A 16141-nucleotide genomic window follows, 5' to 3' on the forward strand; every position below is an offset into this window, starting at 1 on the left:
CAGAGCCAACAAACGAAAGTGTCGCTGGCTCTGCGCACTGTCTACTTATAGCGATAATGGAAAATAACACCCCCTAAAATTGCACCAATGACCCAAGCATATACAAAGCAGCTTATTTGCTAAATTTAATCAAAAACTGATATATAATCCGGCGCTTTAATACTACTTTAGAGAATAATCATAATGAAAAGTAAGATACTAACAGCCACCCTAGGCGTAATAGTGATGACGGGTTGTGCACCTTCATTTCTTATAGATAAGAACCTAGAAGCACAAAATTCAGCTCGTATCAAAAACGCCGTAGCAAAAGACTATACGCTGAACACTCAAAAAGCCTATTTAACCAAAGTTGACGGCGACACGATTGCTGAGATTCCACGAGAGTTTTTCCACTTTGTAAAATCTGGCAGACGCCAGTTAACTGCTCGGTGTTTTTACAAGCTTAACTCATTTAAATCTTACATCGGCGAAGAAACTATCACAGCAGACTTAGTTAAAGGGCGTTCATACGAGCTATTCCCCATTGTTGATCTTAAGAAAGTCCCGAAGGATGAGACTTGTAAGGTTGGCATCAGAGATATTACCGCTGAATAAAGGGTTATGAGAAGGGGCTTATCTAGCGTTTAAAATTCAAGCGCACTTTAGGCAAAAATTGATTCTAGTCAATCCGCATAGGCGCAGCTTCGGCTAAAGTCTGCGACCGTCGATTAACCAGCCAGCCAATAATTATGAGCACAGAACTTCTCTCACCTGCCGGAACCCTAAAAAGCATGCGCTATGCCTTTGCCTATGGCGCAGATGCGGTCTACGCAGGCCAACCACGTTACAGCCTGCGGGTTCGCAATAATGAATTTAAGCACTTAGAGAACCTGCAAGCGGCGATCAATGAAGCCCATGCACAGGATAAGAAGTTCTATCTGGCCAGCAATATCGCCCCGCATAACAGCAAGGTCGATACCTACCTGAAAGATCTGGAGCCGGTGATCGCCATGCAGCCGGATGCGCTGATTATGTCAGACCCCGGGCTCATTATGATGGTGTGCGAAGCGTGGCCGGAGCAAACGATTCATCTCTCGGTACAAGCCAATGCGGTAAACTACGCGGCGGTAAAATTCTGGGCGAATCAGGGCATTGAGCGCGTCATTTTATCGCGCGAGTTATCCATTGATGAGATTGAAGAAATTCGCCAGCGCGTGCCAGAAATGGAGCTTGAGGTGTTTGTGCACGGTGCGCTGTGTATTGCGTATTCCGGGCGCTGTTTGCTGTCTGGCTATATGAGCCATCGCGATCCGAACCAAGGGGCTTGCACCAACTCTTGTCGTTGGGAATACAACGCGCACGATGCTAAAGAAAATGAAATTGGCGATCTGGTGGCGGTCGATACCAGCGCAATGGGGCAATGGTCGCCGCACGATGAAGTGCAGCCGGTATTGCTGCAAGAGAAGAACCGCCCCGGTGAGTTTATGCCTGCTTATGAAGATGAGCACGGCACTTACATTATGAATTCCAAAGATTTGCGCGCGGTGCAACATGTCGAGCGGCTAGTGAAAATGGGGATTCACTCCCTGAAAATTGAAGGACGCACCAAGTCGCATTACTACGTCGGGCGCACCGCTCAAGTGTATCGTCGGGCAATCGATGCGGCAGTGGCAGGTGAAACCTTTGATATGAACCTGATGACGCAGCTGGATCATTTAGCTAATCGTGGCTATACCGAAGGCTTTTATCGTCGCCATGTACCGAGTGAATATCAGAACTATGGCAAAGGCGCGTCGGATAATCCGAATCAGCAATTTGTGGCTGAGGCGATTGCCTGTGATACGCAAGCTGGGTGGTTAACGCTGGATGTGAAAAATCGCTTTGGTTTGAAAGATGATATGGAATTGGTCACGCCAGCGGGTAATATCCGCTTTAACTTGCAGCAGCTGGAAACACAGACTGGGCAAGCGATTGAAGTGGCACCTGGCTCTGGGCATGTGGTGCGTATTCCATTGGATAATTTGGCAGGGGTGAAGTTGGCTGAAGATGGCGGGTATGCTTTGTTGATGCGGCATATTGGCTAATGCAACTCTGACTTACCTTGGAGAGGTTAGATTTACTTTTCTAGCAATTTGCCAATGGTGGCAATCGGCAAGAATAAGTTATCTAACTTCTCCGGCAGGCTAAGAAAACCAAACTGTTCGTAATATTGCTTGGCAGCGTTATGTTTGGCGTCAACAAATAACCCAGCTATACCCAAGTTCTGAGCTGCCAATAATGTCTTCTCCATTGCGTCAATCATCATCAGCTGGCCATAGCCTTGCCGCTGCATTTGGTTATTAACTGCTAATCGGGCTAATTTGGCAGCTGGGATAATCGCTGGATATTTCTTTGCGGATTTCTCTGGAATCTCAGCTGAGGCTACTTCACAAACAGTTATTGTCATATAGGCAAGAATGTCGGAAGGGGCAGCTGAGTCAATGAGTACGAATGTTCTCGAAATACCTTTGTCGATGTGCTGTCTGGCAACCTTGACCAAATAGTTATCTAGTGCTTCATCACCACAACTGAACTGAGTACGATTATGCTTTTTAGTGAGTACTTCAATATTTAATGACAAAGGAATTAACCTATCTTTAGTCGATAGTTAGCAAGTGCTTTCTTTAGCTTTTGATTCGGCTCTGGCGGGCTATCCAAGGCATCAAAAAATAGCTCACTGTCCCTTCTTCCAAGATAAATTACCCGTTCTTTTTCGATAATGGCTTCTGCCTTCTCTAGTGCAGCCTGTACCAAAAATTGGTTTAAGGTCGCGCCGACTAGCTCAGCAGCAGCGCTTAGTGTGCTTTTCACCTCATCATTAACCCTTGCAGTGATGCGATCATTTTTTATTGTAGACATCGGTCCTCTCCAGTGGTGTCATAATGACACCGTATTTCTTTTTATGGATATAGTCAAGTCAACTAGGGGCGATTCATTGTCATTTATTGATCCAGATGACCAACAAATGCAAATTGTATTAAATATCATTGGGTCGAGAGTAGATACCTTATCGAATCCTCTAGCGAAAAATGATGAGCTCTGTAGCTCAATGATAGAGTTTGGAAAATTACTTATCAAAATAGGTGAAAGTGGGCTTCCAAAGTGATTCAGGCGCTGCGCCGGTGGCCGCCCAAACTCCATAATTTCTCCACGTTTAAACCTGACCACTGGATGTCTATCAGCGCATAATGTTGTCTTAATTTTATTGTTAACTACTTGCAAACCAAGCAACGTCATTAAGAGAGTTAGTTATGAAATACCGATATTCAGCTTATGCTTTACCTCTAACAGCCTTGCTCAGCCTATCGCTAAGCAGTGCGCAAGCAGCTAGTTATCCGCTAGTCGATACCATGCAGGATAAGTGCTTTGATGTGGCGGGTAATGCGATTGGATGCCCAGCTCCGGGCGCAGCGCTGTATGGTCAGGATGCGCAGCACAAGCATTTGCCAGCGTCTTATACCAATCTGAATAATGGCACGGTGAAAGACAACAATACCCAGCTAATCTGGCAAAAAACGCCCACCAATCAGCGCTTGCAATTTGCAGAGGCAAAAACTTATTGCGGCTCGCTTAGCTTAGGTGGCTTGTCTAATTGGCGCGTACCCACCATTAAAGAACTGTATTCGCTGGCCGATTTTCGCGGTGAATTGCTCAAGCCAGAGCAGGGCAAGCCGACGCCATATATCGACACCACCGCATTTGACTTTAGCTATCCAAACCCACCGATGGTATTTGCTGGTCAGTACTGGAGCAGCACGCTGTATGTAAAAGGGCCGGTAATGAATGGTAAGAATGAGGGCGCATTCGGCTTTAATTTCGCGGATGGTCATATTAAAGCTTATGGCACGGGTTTGGACTTTTTTACGGGCAAGGCAGCGGCCAGCAGTGGCTTATCTAATGGCCCAAAAGATGGCAAAGCGCCGGGTAATTATGTGCGCTGCGTGAGCGGTGATGAGAACAACTATGGCATGAATGCCTTTGTTAAGCATGACGATGGCACAGTTTCAGATACGGCCACAGGGCGTGTTTGGCAGCAGGCGGATGATGGCGTCAGGCGCGAATGGAAAGAGGCTTTGGCCTATTGCGAGGGCTTGGAGCTGGCAGGGTATAAGGACTGGTATTTGCCGAATTCTAAAGAGCTTCAAAGCATTGTGGACTACGATAAGAAGGATTTTCCTGCAATTAATGAATCGCTATTTGGTATCACCAAGGACTCTGAAACACTGGATTATTGGACCAGTACCACCTTTGGCGATATTAAAAGCCATGCCAATGTAATTGCTTTTGGAAAGGCACTGAGTAAGGCCGGTGACCAAACTGAGTATACGGATTGGCATGGTGCGGGTGCGCAGCGCTCATCCATAAAATCATTGGCAGATACCGCACTGACCGAGGAAGATACCTGTTCGGTGAATGCCTGTGATGTGGATCGGCCTGATAATCTGGTGCGTTGCGTGCGGCTTGGTTCCTAAGCTAATGCGTAATTAAGGTTGAAGCGCGCACCTCTAGCTCAAAGCCAAGGTCAACAATTCTAGCCTCATTACTGAGCGGCTCTTTCTGGGCCGCCAGTATCATTTCAACGGCTGTTTTCCCCACTTCAAATCGTGGCGTGTGCACGGAGGTTATCTCCGGATAAATCTGCGACGTGGTTCCCAAATCATTAAAGCCACAAATCCCAAAATCGTCCGGAATCCGAATGCCTTTACGTTGGCATTCAAAAGAAGCACCGACTGCCAAGTCATCATTGCTAAAAAAGCCTGCATCGCACTCTGGCACATTGCTGAGTAATTGATTAAACAACTTACGGCCAAGTTCGGCGCTGGAAGGTTCTGGGGTCGTGACTATCAGGCGCTCATCAAGCAAGCCGTGGGATTGCATCACTTCGCGATAGGTCATCATCCGTCGTTGAGTTCGAAGGTCCATGCGTGCGGCGACAAAGCCAATTTTCTTAAAGCCTTGTCCGATCATGTGTTCTAGCGCTTGGGTCGTGGCGTCTGCATTGGAAAACCCCACAATCATATCGAAGGGCTGATCGCTTAAGTCCATCACCTGTACCACGGGGCATTGCGCTTGGGTTAACAAGGCTTTGGAGTAGGGCGTTTGATCGATTCCGGAAATAATCAGGCCAGCGGGTTTTACGCTTAAGAAGCTGGCGAGTTGCGCTTCTTCCATTTGCTGGTTGTATTGCATATTACCGATCTGGATATTAAAACGGGTGTCTTTAGCGGCTTCATAGGCGCCGGCCAATACATCGGCAAAGACGCTATTGGAGAAGGAGGGAATCAGCATGCCGATAATGTTTGAGCGGTTGGAGGCCAGTGTTGCGGCGGCAGAGTCTGGCACGTAGTTGAGCTTTTTAACCGCAGCGGCCACTTTCAGGCGCATGGCTTCAGAGACCAAGTCGGGCTGGCGCAGGGTGCGGGATACGGTAATCGGGCTAACTCCGGCTTCCTGTGCGACATCTATTAGCGTTGGCTTTTTCATCCTCTCCCCATTAAATTTTGAGCCGGATTTTACATTGAATTCAATGCTATAGCAGCTACTTAATAAGCATCTCCAAAATTATATTGGTTGACTTATGATTGCGCTATCATATACTTGCCACAAATGATTGCGCAATCATTTTCACTCCGGTTTATTTATTCAAGCAATGACCGGTTCAATGTTCCATTAGGAGGAAACATCCATGAAACAATTACTTAGCACACTATTAGTGAGTGCGGCAGTAAGCGTTAGCGTTGCAGGTACAGCATTTGCAGCTGACTATAATTTCAAATTCCAGTCTTCAGACCCTTCAGGAAATTCAAACTTTATTCTGCAACAAGGGTGGACTGAGCGCGTTAAAGCAATGTCCGATGGCAAGATTGAAGTGGAGTTGCTGCCGGTAAACTCAATCGTGGCGCACACTGAAACTCAGGATGCGATTGCCGGTGGCATTTTAGATGGCCACATCACTGATACCTCGTATTTCTCCGGTCGTGATCCCGCTTTTGGTTTGATTGCTAATCCGGTTGGTGCGTGGTCTGCACCGCAAGAAATGTTTGATTTCATGGCGACCGGTGGCGGAAAAGAGCTAATGAATGAGCTGGTTGAGCCCTATGGCCTGCACTTTATTGGCGCAACAACACCGGGCTTGGAAGCGTTTATTTCCAAGAAACCACTGAATAGCGTTGCGGATTTAAAAGGCTTGAAAATGCGTGCGCCAGAAGGTTTGGTACAGCAAGTGTTTGCAGCCGCAGGCGCATCGCCGGTTAATCTGCCGGGCTCTGAAGTGTTCACTTCCTTGGATAAAGGCGTAATTGATGCGGCTGATTATTCGGTGTATTCCACTAATGACGCGCAAGGCATGCACGATGTCGCGCCGTTCCCTGTATACCCAGGTTTCCACTCTATGCCATTGGTAGAGATCTCGATGAACAAGCAAAAGTGGGACAAGTTACCGGCTGATTTGCAGGAAGTGATGGAGAAGTCAGTCACTGAGTTTGCAAAATCCCAAGTGGCAGCGCTATCTGAAAAAGATATGGCCGCGGTTGAGAAGGCGAAAGCTGGTGGCAAGGTGACCGTGTCTGACTGGTCAGCAGAAGAGCGCGCTAAGTTTCGTACGATCGCCACTAGCCAGTGGGTCAAAGTTGCTGAGCGTTCGCCCAATGCAAAGAAAGTTTACGATGTCTTGACGACTTACCTGAAAACCAATGGCTTGATGAACTAAAGCCGCCTCGCACGATGAATGACAGGTGGGTCGGGTGAGTGCCCGATCTGCCTGATAACGCTAAGGAGCTTAACATGCTTGAGCAGGGAACAGAGAGACCTGACGAGGTGGTCGAGGTCGCTATTCCGGAGTCGGGATGGCTTGGCAAGGTCGTAGATAAAGTGGGGATCGTGTTTGCGTTGGGCATTCTCGCTTCAATGGCGATTCTGATTAATGAAATCGTGTTGCGCTATGTGTTTAACGAGCCGACCAATTGGGCACACGAAACCACAATATTCCTGTGCGGGACCGCGTTTATATACGGCGGGCTTTACTGCACGGTACGCGACAAACACATTCGCGTTGTACTCATTTATGACATGGTGCCGGCTGGTGTGCGGCGCGTGTTTGACTTTGTTATCTCGGTCATTTCAGCGGTGGCCAGCGGCATGTTCGCTTGGGCCGCTTGGGTGATGGTAAAGCGCGCGGCGTTTATGCCCGATGGCAGTTTTCGATTAGAGCGCTCCGGTAGCGCGTGGGACCCGGTGTTTCCGGGTTTACTGAAAGTCTTTCTATTTGTAGTACTGGTGCTGATGGCTATTCAGTTCTTAGTGCTGGCAGTCAATTATATGCGGAGAGCTAAATAATGGAGTTTTTTGGTTCACTGCAATCGCTGGGGATTGAGTACGGCACCTTGGTTATGTTCGGGCTGTTACTCGCGCTATTAGTTAGCGGGATTCCTCTGGCTTATGTGACGTTATTAGTCGCACTGGTATTTGCGCTGGGTTGGTTTGGGCCGCAGGTGGTGCCACTGATTACCAGTCGCGTGTATTCCTTTGTATCCTCGTTTGTGTTTGTCTCGGTGCCCATGTTTGTGCTGATGGCCGCGATACTCGACCGCTCCGGCATTGCCCGCGATTTGTTTGATGCGATGCGCATTATCGGAGGCCGGTTACGCGGTGGTATTGCGGTGCAAACGATTCTGGTTGCTGTTGTGCTGGCGGCCATGAGCGGCATTATCGGGGGCGAAATTGTTCTGCTGGGCTTGGTGGCTTTGCCGCAAATGTTGCGCTTAGGCTATGACAAGCATTTGGCGATTGGTGTGGTATGTGCCGGTGGTGCGCTGGGTACCATGGTGCCGCCATCCATTGTACTGATCATCTATGGCTTAACGGCGAATGTGTCGGTGGGCGATCTGTTTACCGCTTCCTTTTTACCGGGCTTAATGCTGGCAAGTTTCTATGTCGCCTATGTGTTGATTCGCTCTTACCTGAATCCGAATTTAGCGCCGATCCCAGAAGCGGAAGACATTCCAACCGCTGAAAAGATGCGCTTAATGAAGGGCCTGTTTTTACCAATGTGCGTAGTCACGGGGGTCTTGGGTTCTATTTATGGTGGTATTGCCAGCGTGACCGAAGCCTCAGCAGTCGGCGTGGCGGGAGTCATCCTATCGACCGTGGTGCGCGGTGAATTCACCTTTATCATGATTAAAGATGCCGCGCTGCAAACCTTGCAAACGGTTGGCATGATCGTCTGGATTGGAATGGGGGCTAGTGCCTTGGTTGGTGTATTCAATCTCATGGGCGGCATCAATTTTGTCTCCGATCTCATTACTGGCGTGTCAGACAATCCAACCATTATTTTGCTGTTTATGATGCTGATTTTGTTTGTGCTGGGTATGTTCTTAGACTGGGTGGGTATTGCGCTTTTGACTATGCCGATCTTCGTGCCGATTATTGTGACGCTGGGGTATGACCCGGTTTGGTTCGGCGTGTTATTTGCCATGAATATGCAAGTGTCGTTTCTCTCGCCGCCGTTTGGGCCCGCCGCGTTTTACCTCAAAAGTGTGGCACCCGAAGGCATTACTTTGGCGACTATTTTCAGATCATTGCTGCCATTTATCGCACTGCAAGTGTTAGCGGTGGCGTTGCTGATCGCCTTCCCCGGAATCACCGGGCGTTAAAGGCGAGGCGGATTAAAACAATGACTGAACTCAATACAGTATCAATTTATAGGATGATGGAAATGACAACAATTGCAATGCGTGGGCTTTGGCTTAAGGAGTGTAACTAATGACATTTGTACCGGCTAAATGGCCTCGCAAACTGCGCTCTACAGAATGGTTTGGTGGCGTTTCCAAAGATCATATTTATCATCGCAGCTGGATGAAAAGCCAAGGCTTACCGGCAGACTTATTCGATGGCAGACCGGTGATTGGTATCTGCAATACCTGGTCGCAGCTAACACCCTGTAACTCGCATTTACGTGACTTGGCTGAGCGGGTAAAGCATGGCATCTATGAAGCCGGTGGCTTGCCGATGGAGTTTCCGGTGTTCTCTGCCAGTGAAAGTGCGCTGCGCCCAACGGCGATGATGTATCGCAATTTGGCGGCGATGGATGTTGAGGAAGCCTTGCGAGCAAATCCATTGGATGGCGTGGTGCTATTAGCAGGCTGTGATAAAACCACTCCGGCTTTACTCATGGGTGCAGCAAGTTGCGATATTCCGGCGATTATGGTTTCTGGTGGTCCAATGCTCAATGGCTGGTTCCGTGGTGAGCGCATGGGCTCAGGTACCGCCATTCGCCAAATGAATGAAGATATTAAAGCCGGCAGAATGTCGACCGAAGATTTTCTGGAAGCTGAGCAGTCGATGTCGCGTAGTGCCGGTGGGTGTAACACCATGGGGACCGCCTCGACCATGGCGAGCATTGCTGAAGCACTCGGCATGGCGCTCTCAGGTAATGCGGCGATTCCGGCAGTCGATAGCCGTCGTCGGGTGATCGCGCATTTAAGTGGTCGCCGCATTGTTGATATGGTTAAAGATGACTTAAAGCCTAGCGATATCTTAACTCGCGATGCCTTTGAAAACGCGATGCGGGTGAATGGCGCAATTGGTGGCTCTACCAATGCGGTTGTGCATTTATTGGCGCTGGCAGGGCGGGTAGGCATCGATATCACGCTGGATGACTGGGATATTCAAGGGCGCGATATTGCGACGATTGTGAACTTGATGCCATCCGGCGAATACCTGATGGAAGAGTTTTTCTATGCCGGTGGCTTGCCTGTAGTGATCAAGGCGTTAGCGGATGCGGGCAAGTTGCATTCTGATGCGCTGACCGTTTCTGGCCTTTCAATTGGCGAGGAAGTTGAGGGCGTTAAAAACTGGAACGAGGATGTGATTCGTCCCGTTGAACGCGCACTGACTCAGCAAGGTGGCATTGCGGTGTTACGCGGCAATCTCTCGCCCAATGGTGCGGTATTAAAGCCATCTGCAGCGTCTCCTGAGCTAATGAAGCATCGCGGTCGGGCAGTGGTGTTTGATGATATCGCCGACTATAAAGCCAAGATCGAAGATGAAGACTTGGATATCGATGAGACCTGCGTGATGGTGCTGAAAAACTGCGGCCCTCGCGGTTATCCCGGTATGGCCGAAGTTGGCGATATGGGCTTGCCGCCGAAGATATTGCGTAAAGGCATTAAAGATATGGTGCGTATTTCGGATGCCAGAATGTCGGGAACCGCGTATGGCACGGTAGTGCTGCACGTCTCGCCAGAAGCGGCTTTAGGTGGTCCACTGGCTATCGTTAAAAACGGCGACATGATTGAGCTGGACGTGGAAGCACGACGACTGCATTTGGATATCTCAGATGAAGAGTTTGCACAGCGAATAGCGGATTGGGAACCAACCATTCAGCCGCCTGCCAGTGGCTATGCTAAGCTATTTTTCGATCATGTCGAAGGGGCTGAAACTGGGGCCGACTTTGACTTTCTGAAAGGCTGTCGTGGCTCTGCAGTGCCTAAAGAAAGCCATTAAGTAATGGTCAGTAACGCACCAAACAACACACCATTTGATAAGCACAGCTCATAATAAAGGAACCAAATTAATGACAGTACCAAGTTGGATAGGCGTGGATTGGGGAACCAGCAACCTACGTGCCTTTGCAATTAATGCCTCCGGTAATCTCCTTGCCGAAGGCGGCTCAGATCGCGGTATGGGCACTTTGGAGCCGGATCAGTTCGAGTCGGCGTTGATCGAAGTTATCGGCCCATGGTTGACGGAAGGCAAGGTCACGCCTGTGTTTGCCTGCGGCATGGTTGGGGCGCGACAAGGCTGGGTTGAGGCGCTGTATCGCTGCGTGCCTTGCGAGCCGGTTAGTGGCAGTGGCTTGACCACCGTTCCCACTAATGATCCTAGGATTCAGGTACAAATCCTGCCCGGTTTATCGCAAGCCGAACCCGCTGATGTGATGCGCGGTGAAGAGACGCAAATTGCAGGCTTGCTTGCCGATCAACCGCAATTTAGCGGTGCTATCTGCTTACCCGGAACACATGCGAAATGGGTGCGAATGGAAGCCGGACAAGTACAGCAATTCCAGACCTTTATGACCGGTGAGATGTACTCGGTATTGTCCAAGCATTCGGTATTGCGCCATAGTATTGCGGCTAATGCGGAGCTGGATAAAGAGGCCTTTTTAAGCGCCGCGTTAGAAGCTGCTGCTAAGCCTGAAATGGTCGCCAGCGCCTTATTTAGCCTGCGGGCGACGTCATTGCTGCATGGCACATCACCCGAAACGAATGCGGCGCGACTCTCTGGCTTGTTAATTGGTCAGGAGATTGGCATTGCGCGCAGCTACTGGGATGGCAAGCCAGTTGTTCTAATCGGCGCGACAGAAATCACCCAACTATACGCTGAGGCTTTACAGGCCTTAGACATCAATTCAACGATTATCAATGCGGCTAAGGCAACCATAAAAGGCTTGTTTATCGCCGCGACACAACACAGAGAATTAAACTAATGAGCAGAAATTTGATTGCGATTCTTCGCGGCATCCAACCTCATGAAGTAGAAGCAGTTGCTGAAGTTTTGATTGATGCGGGCATTACCAAGATCGAAGTGCCACTAAACTCACCAGAGCCATTTGATAGCATTGAGCGAATCATCAAGCGCTTTGGCGATGTTGCAGAAATTGGCGCAGGGACTGTGGTCAAGGTTGCAGATGTGCAGCGCTTATCTGGGATTGGCGCGCGCATGGTGGTATCGCCCAACTGCAATGTTAAAGTGATTGAAGCGACTAAAGCGGCGGGAATGAGTTCTTACCCTGGCGTAATGACGCCGACCGAGTGCTATGCCGCGTTGGATGCAGGGGCTGATGGCTTGAAGTTTTTCCCATCATTTTTGGTTGGCACCAAAGGCTTGGAAGCGATCGCGACTATCTTGCCAGCGGAAACAGAGCTGTTTGCTGTGGGTGGCGTAGGGCCGGACAATTTTGCGGAATGGGTAGAGGCTGGGGCGACTGGCTTTGGGATTGGCTCAGCGTTGTATAAGCCGGGTAAGTCGCTGGAGTCGATTGAAGCGGTGGCTAAGCAAATGGTTGTGGCATTTGATCATTGTATGGCCAAGTAATATTAGTATTCTGGCTACGGCTCAAATGTAGATGGGGCGCAATGCAGGAAGTTAATCTGTATTGCGCCCAATCTTTATGCCAAAAAATCTCAGCCATGCACCAAACTAAGCCCCGCCACATCAAACAAATGCAGCTTATCGGCCTTAGCAGTAAACGCAACTTTATCACCACGCTTTAGCTCAATAATACCGGGCAACTTCGCCACAATCGGCTCTTCATGATCTGCGATATTCACATACAGCATGGTCACTTCACCCAGCGACTCAATAAACGACACCTTACCCTTTAAGATGCTGTCTTCAGCATCGCACAGGGTTAAGTCCTCAGGGCGTACCCCAAAGTGAACAGGCTTAGCTTGTTGCGCCGCATCGACTGCAATTGGCAATTTAATCCGATGCTTATCCACCAATTCAATTTCACTACTTTCGCCGGTAGCCGTTACCGTCGCAGGTAAAATATTCATTGCTGGCGAACCAATAAATTGCGCCACAAATAGATTCGCAGGGCGGGTATACAGCTCTAGCGGGGAGCCCACTTGCTCAATAATTCCTCGTGATAACACCACAATCCGATCAGCCAATGTCATGGCTTCCACCTGATCATGGGTTACATAAATCATGGTAGTTTCAGGCATGCTTTCTTTGAGGTTGGCAATTTCTAAACGCGTTTTTACCCGCAGCGCCGCATCAAGGTTGGATAGCGGCTCATCAAATAAAAACACTTTCGGATTACGCACAATCGCACGTCCAATAGCTACCCGCTGACGCTGCCCACCAGACAAAGCTTTCGGCAAACGATTCAAGTATTCCGTCAGCTGCAGCATCTCTGCTGAGTCACGCACACGCTTATCGATTTCCGCTTTGCTGGCTTTAGTAATCCGCAGGCTAAAGGCCATATTGTCGTACACGGTCATGTGCGGATAGAGCGCATAACTTTGGAAGACCATGGCGATGCCGCGCAATGAGGGCGGTACTTCATTTACGCGCTTGCCATCAATTTGCAGCTCGCCATCAGTGATGGATTCCAGCCCGGCAATCATGCGCAATAACGTTGATTTACCACACCCTGAAGGGCCAACAAACACAATAAATTCGCCTTTCTCGATCTCCAGATCGACGCCGTGCATTACTTCGACTTTACCGTAAGATTTCTTGATATTGGTGAGTTTCAATCCGGCCATCTTACAGTTCCTTAGCGTCGGTGTTAGTGGATAAATGCAGGTGTGGAATGCGCACAATCGAAGCACTCCAGGCAGGTAGCGCCAGTGATTGATCGCTGAGTGTGCTATTAAACAGCCCATGCTCAGCAATGTTTTCAGCACCCACGGGTAGCTCTACTGTCACCGCCTGGTCGCTAATATTAAAAGCGCAAAGCAGGCTTTCATTATCATCGTGACGTACAAATTGCAGTAGCTGATCAGTCGCCTTTAGCTCACTTAACGCACCTTTTGCGAGTACAGAATGTCTACGGCGCATGGCTAGAGCAGATTGGTAGAAATGAAGCATTGAGTGCTCTGCTTCTTGCTGTGTATCCACACTTAAAAAGCGGTGTGGTTCGGCCAGTGGCAGCCACGGTTGATGGCCACTAAATCCGGCATTCAGCGCTTCATGCTCCCAAGGCATTGGCGTGCGGCAACCATCGCGGCCTTTGAATTTTGGCCAGAAGGTGATGCCATACGGGTCTTGTAAATCCTCAAACGCCACATCGGCTTCTGGTAAACCCAGCTCTTCACCTTGGTACAAACACACCGAGCCACGCAGGCATAAAATCAGCGTCGTCATCAGGCATAGGTAATCATGTTGTTGTGGGTGATGCTCAGCCCAACGCGTCGCATGGCGAACTACATCATGATTGGAAAAAGCCCAGCATGACCAACTCTCCGGCGCTTCAGTCATAAAGCTGCGTAATACCGCTTCGATGCGTGGCGCATCGGGCGCATCACCAGATAAAAACTCAAAGGAGTAACACATTTGCACACGCTTATCGCCAGCGGTGTAGTCCGCCAGTATTTGCATGCCGTATTGCGCATCGCCCACTTCACCGACGGCAGCAGCTGCAGGGTATTCATCCATCACGCCGCGCAAGCGCTCCAGAAATTCAATGTTCTCTGGTTGGTTTTTGTCGTAGAGGTGGTTCTGGAAATTATAAGGATTCACCGAGGGCGCAATGCTGCTATTGCGTTGGCTATCGGGTAGGGCAGGATTATCCCGCAATAATTTATCGCAGAAGTAGAAGTTAATAGTATCCAGACGGAAGCCATCGACGCCACGGGCTAACCAGAAGTCCGCCACATCCAATAAAGCATCCTGCACCTTAGGGTTATGGAAGTTGAGGTCGGGCTGCGAGGTTAAAAAGTTGTGCATATAGTACTGGCAACGAGTGGTATCCCAAGTCCAGGCTGGGCCACCAAAAATGGAGAGCCAGTTATTGGGTGCGGTGCCGTCTGGCTTGGCGTCTGCCCACACATACCAGTCATGGTATTCATTATCCCGACTGCTGCGACTTTCTTTAAACCACTCGTGTTGATCAGCCGTGTGCGAGAGCACTAAGTCAATCATGATTTTCAGGCCGAGGTGATGCGCCGTTTTAATCAGCTCATCAAAGTCATGCAGATTACCGAAGATTGGGTCGACGTCTTTATAGTCAGAGACATCGTAGCCAAAGTCTTTCATTGGCGACTTAAAGAATGGCGAGATCCAAACGGCATCTACACCCAATCCTGCAATATAAGGCAGGCGCTGGGTAATGCCTTTTAAGTCGCCAATCCCATCGCCATTAGCGTCTTGATAAGAGCGAGGGTAGATCTGATAGATTACGGCGCCACGCCACCAGTCTTTATCAACGTCTGGAACAACTGAAATATTTGAATTCAAGGTCTAGCCTCCTTTAACCGAGCCAGCGAGTAGTCCACGGACCAAGTAACGCTGCAAGCTGAAAAATACTAATAAGGGAACAGTGATGGTGATGAATGCGGAAGCGGTCAGGATTTCCCAGTTACCACCCCGCGAGCCGAGCATTTCACGCAAGCGGCCGGTTAGTACTAATTCATCCTCGCCATTGCCTAAGAACACCATCGCAATCAACAGGTCATTCCATACCCAAAGGAACTGGAAAATGGCGAATGACGCCAGCGCCGGAAATGATAATGGCAGTACTATTTTTCTGAAAATGGTGAAGTGATTCGCGCCATCAACACGCGCTGATTCCATAATTTCACGGGGCAAGCCAGCGATATAATTACGCAGTAAATAGATGGCAAGTGGTAAGCCAAAGCCGGTATGCGCCAACCATATCCCGAGATAGCCTTTTGCACCCACGCCAAAGAATGCACCAACGCCGTTGTACATTTGGAGTAGGGGGATGAGCGACATTTGCAGCGGTACAACCAGTAAGCCAACCACGGTTGCGATCAGGATTGCACGTCCGGGGAATTGCATCCAAGCCAATGCATAGGCAGCAAAGGCGGCGATCAATATCGGAATCACGGTGGCGGGAATGGTAACCGTCAACGAGTTGATAAAGGATTGTCCGATGCCTTCAGAACTGAGTACTTCGCGGTAATTATCCAGCGTAAAGCGTGGAGGAATATCGGCGGTATAGAATACCCGCTTACCCCGCGAACCGGTCCAAGGCTCGGGCGAGCTGAACTCGTATTGGCCATCGGCTTGCACGGTGAGTTGCTGACCTTTGCGCATTTCTGCGGTCACGCCTGGGGGAAATTCAGCGGGGTTTTGTGACTGCCAACCAAAAGCAGAGACCACACCAGTACCTTCCTCGAATACATTGCCCGATAAAATATAGCGGCCATCGCGCTCGATTTGTTTATCAGGGTCTAGCGAGCGACCGACTAAATTTTGCTGCGAAGTCGCTAGTGACGTCCACCAGCCAGAGACTGCCAGTTGGTCTTTATCACGCAGAGATGAGATAAATAATCCGGCGGTAGGAAGGGTCCACATAATCACCAGAATCAATACGCTGAGGTGTAAAAAAACAGTGACAGCGGCACGGTTTTTCGTTGCTTGTAACATC

15 protein-coding genes are annotated in these 16141 nt (G+C 49.4%); 9 read left to right on the forward strand and 6 right to left on the reverse strand.

Annotated features, from left to right (window positions below):
- Nucleotides 1–183 precede the first annotated feature (183 nt).
- Both LEUMU_RS0107185 and trhP read left to right on the forward strand, forming a co-directional pair.
- On the forward strand, nucleotides 184–594 hold the full coding sequence (locus tag LEUMU_RS0107185; RefSeq protein ID WP_022951602.1) for a hypothetical protein: 411 nt from the start codon (nucleotides 184–186) through the stop codon (nucleotides 592–594).
- 131 nt (nucleotides 595–725) lie between these two features.
- Nucleotides 726–2063 (forward strand): prephenate-dependent tRNA uridine(34) hydroxylase TrhP, encoded by a 1338-nt coding sequence (gene trhP, locus LEUMU_RS0107190; protein ID WP_211223072.1) that lies wholly within the window; start codon nucleotides 726–728, stop codon nucleotides 2061–2063.
- A gap of 32 nt (nucleotides 2064–2095) precedes the next feature.
- Here the strand turns inward: trhP and LEUMU_RS0107195 are convergent, their stop codons facing one another.
- Nucleotides 2096–2599 (reverse strand): GNAT family N-acetyltransferase, encoded by a 504-nt coding sequence (locus LEUMU_RS0107195; protein ID WP_022951604.1) that lies wholly within the window; start codon nucleotides 2597–2599, stop codon nucleotides 2096–2098.
- Nucleotides 2600–2604: 5 nt separating this feature from the next.
- A complete protein-coding gene (locus LEUMU_RS0107200; RefSeq protein WP_022951605.1) occupies nucleotides 2605–2877 on the reverse strand; it encodes a type II toxin-antitoxin system TacA family antitoxin in 273 nt (90 codons plus the stop codon).
- Nucleotides 2878–3269: 392 nt separating this feature from the next.
- Between LEUMU_RS0107200 and LEUMU_RS25070 the strand changes: the two genes are divergently transcribed.
- Nucleotides 3270–4490: an Lcl C-terminal domain-containing protein gene (locus tag LEUMU_RS25070; protein ID WP_022951607.1), complete on the forward strand. Its 1221-nt coding sequence runs from the start codon at nucleotides 3270–3272 to the stop codon at nucleotides 4488–4490.
- Nucleotide 4491: 1 nt separating this feature from the next.
- Here the strand turns inward: LEUMU_RS25070 and LEUMU_RS0107210 are convergent, their stop codons facing one another.
- A complete protein-coding gene (locus LEUMU_RS0107210) occupies nucleotides 4492–5502 on the reverse strand; it encodes a LacI family DNA-binding transcriptional regulator (protein WP_022951608.1) in 1011 nt (336 codons plus the stop codon).
- Nucleotides 5503–5704: 202 nt separating this feature from the next.
- Here LEUMU_RS0107210 and LEUMU_RS0107215 point away from each other — a divergent pair, with 202 nt between their 5' ends.
- From LEUMU_RS0107215 to LEUMU_RS0107240, 6 genes are all read left to right on the forward strand, one after another.
- Nucleotides 5705–6727: a TRAP transporter substrate-binding protein gene (locus LEUMU_RS0107215; RefSeq protein ID WP_022951609.1), complete on the forward strand. Its 1023-nt coding sequence runs from the start codon at nucleotides 5705–5707 to the stop codon at nucleotides 6725–6727.
- Nucleotides 6728–6801: 74 nt separating this feature from the next.
- Nucleotides 6802–7353 carry a TRAP transporter small permease subunit gene (locus LEUMU_RS0107220; RefSeq protein ID WP_022951610.1) on the forward strand — a complete coding sequence of 184 codons (552 nt, stop codon included), beginning with the start codon at nucleotides 6802–6804 and terminating at the stop codon, nucleotides 7351–7353.
- Nucleotides 7353–8669, forward strand: a complete 1317-nt coding sequence (locus LEUMU_RS0107225; protein WP_022951611.1) for a TRAP transporter large permease — start codon at nucleotides 7353–7355, stop codon at nucleotides 8667–8669. The genes LEUMU_RS0107220 and LEUMU_RS0107225 overlap by 1 nt, the downstream gene beginning before the upstream one ends.
- A gap of 109 nt (nucleotides 8670–8778) precedes the next feature.
- On the forward strand, nucleotides 8779–10521 hold the full coding sequence (gene araD, locus LEUMU_RS0107230) for an L-arabinonate dehydratase (RefSeq protein WP_022951612.1): 1743 nt from the start codon (nucleotides 8779–8781) through the stop codon (nucleotides 10519–10521).
- A gap of 70 nt (nucleotides 10522–10591) precedes the next feature.
- Nucleotides 10592–11503 (forward strand): 2-dehydro-3-deoxygalactonokinase, encoded by a 912-nt coding sequence (locus tag LEUMU_RS0107235; RefSeq protein WP_022951613.1) that lies wholly within the window; start codon nucleotides 10592–10594, stop codon nucleotides 11501–11503.
- A complete protein-coding gene (locus LEUMU_RS0107240) occupies nucleotides 11503–12111 on the forward strand; it encodes a 2-dehydro-3-deoxy-6-phosphogalactonate aldolase (RefSeq protein ID WP_022951614.1) in 609 nt (202 codons plus the stop codon). The genes LEUMU_RS0107235 and LEUMU_RS0107240 overlap by 1 nt, the downstream gene beginning before the upstream one ends.
- A gap of 89 nt (nucleotides 12112–12200) precedes the next feature.
- Here the strand turns inward: LEUMU_RS0107240 and LEUMU_RS0107245 are convergent, their stop codons facing one another.
- The 3 genes from LEUMU_RS0107245 to LEUMU_RS0107255 are packed head-to-tail and all read right to left on the reverse strand — an operon-like array spanning nucleotide 12201 to nucleotide 16140.
- On the reverse strand, nucleotides 12201–13292 hold the full coding sequence (locus LEUMU_RS0107245) for an ABC transporter ATP-binding protein (RefSeq protein ID WP_022951615.1): 1092 nt from the start codon (nucleotides 13290–13292) through the stop codon (nucleotides 12201–12203).
- A gap of 1 nt (nucleotide 13293) precedes the next feature.
- Nucleotides 13294–14985 (reverse strand): alpha-amylase family glycosyl hydrolase, encoded by a 1692-nt coding sequence (locus tag LEUMU_RS25075; protein WP_022951616.1) that lies wholly within the window; start codon nucleotides 14983–14985, stop codon nucleotides 13294–13296.
- 3 nt (nucleotides 14986–14988) lie between these two features.
- Entirely contained in the window at nucleotides 14989–16140 is a 1152-nt protein-coding gene (locus LEUMU_RS0107255) for a carbohydrate ABC transporter permease (protein ID WP_022951617.1), read from the reverse strand.
- Nucleotide 16141: the final 1 nt, after the last annotated feature.

The organism is Leucothrix mucor DSM 2157 (assembly GCF_000419525.1).
GTDB classification, from domain to species: Bacteria; Pseudomonadota; Gammaproteobacteria; order Thiotrichales; family Thiotrichaceae; genus Leucothrix; species Leucothrix mucor.

Excerpts from the sequence above, each read along its gene's own strand:
- LEUMU_RS0107245 (WP_022951615.1), bottom strand. The coding sequence starts at position 13,292 with ATGGCCGGATTGAAACTCACCAATATCAAGAAATCTTACGGTAAAGTC.
- LEUMU_RS0107220 (WP_022951610.1), top strand. The coding sequence starts at position 6,802 with ATGCTTGAGCAGGGAACAGAGAGACCTGACGAGGTGGTCGAGGTCGCT.
- LEUMU_RS0107185 (WP_022951602.1), top strand. The coding sequence starts at position 184 with ATGAAAAGTAAGATACTAACAGCCACCCTAGGCGTAATAGTGATGACG.
- LEUMU_RS25070 (WP_022951607.1), top strand. The coding sequence starts at position 3,270 with ATGAAATACCGATATTCAGCTTATGCTTTACCTCTAACAGCCTTGCTC.
- LEUMU_RS0107235 (WP_022951613.1), top strand. The coding sequence starts at position 10,592 with ATGACAGTACCAAGTTGGATAGGCGTGGATTGGGGAACCAGCAACCTA.
- LEUMU_RS0107225 (WP_022951611.1), top strand. The coding sequence starts at position 7,353 with ATGGAGTTTTTTGGTTCACTGCAATCGCTGGGGATTGAGTACGGCACC.
- LEUMU_RS0107240 (WP_022951614.1), top strand. The coding sequence starts at position 11,503 with ATGAGCAGAAATTTGATTGCGATTCTTCGCGGCATCCAACCTCATGAA.
- araD (WP_022951612.1), top strand. The coding sequence starts at position 8,779 with ATGACATTTGTACCGGCTAAATGGCCTCGCAAACTGCGCTCTACAGAA.
- LEUMU_RS0107215 (WP_022951609.1), top strand. The coding sequence starts at position 5,705 with ATGAAACAATTACTTAGCACACTATTAGTGAGTGCGGCAGTAAGCGTT.
- LEUMU_RS0107210 (WP_022951608.1), bottom strand. The coding sequence starts at position 5,502 with ATGAAAAAGCCAACGCTAATAGATGTCGCACAGGAAGCCGGAGTTAGC.
- LEUMU_RS0107200 (WP_022951605.1), bottom strand. The coding sequence starts at position 2,877 with ATGTCTACAATAAAAAATGATCGCATCACTGCAAGGGTTAATGATGAG.
- LEUMU_RS0107255 (WP_022951617.1), bottom strand. The coding sequence starts at position 16,140 with ATGTTACAAGCAACGAAAAACCGTGCCGCTGTCACTGTTTTTTTACAC.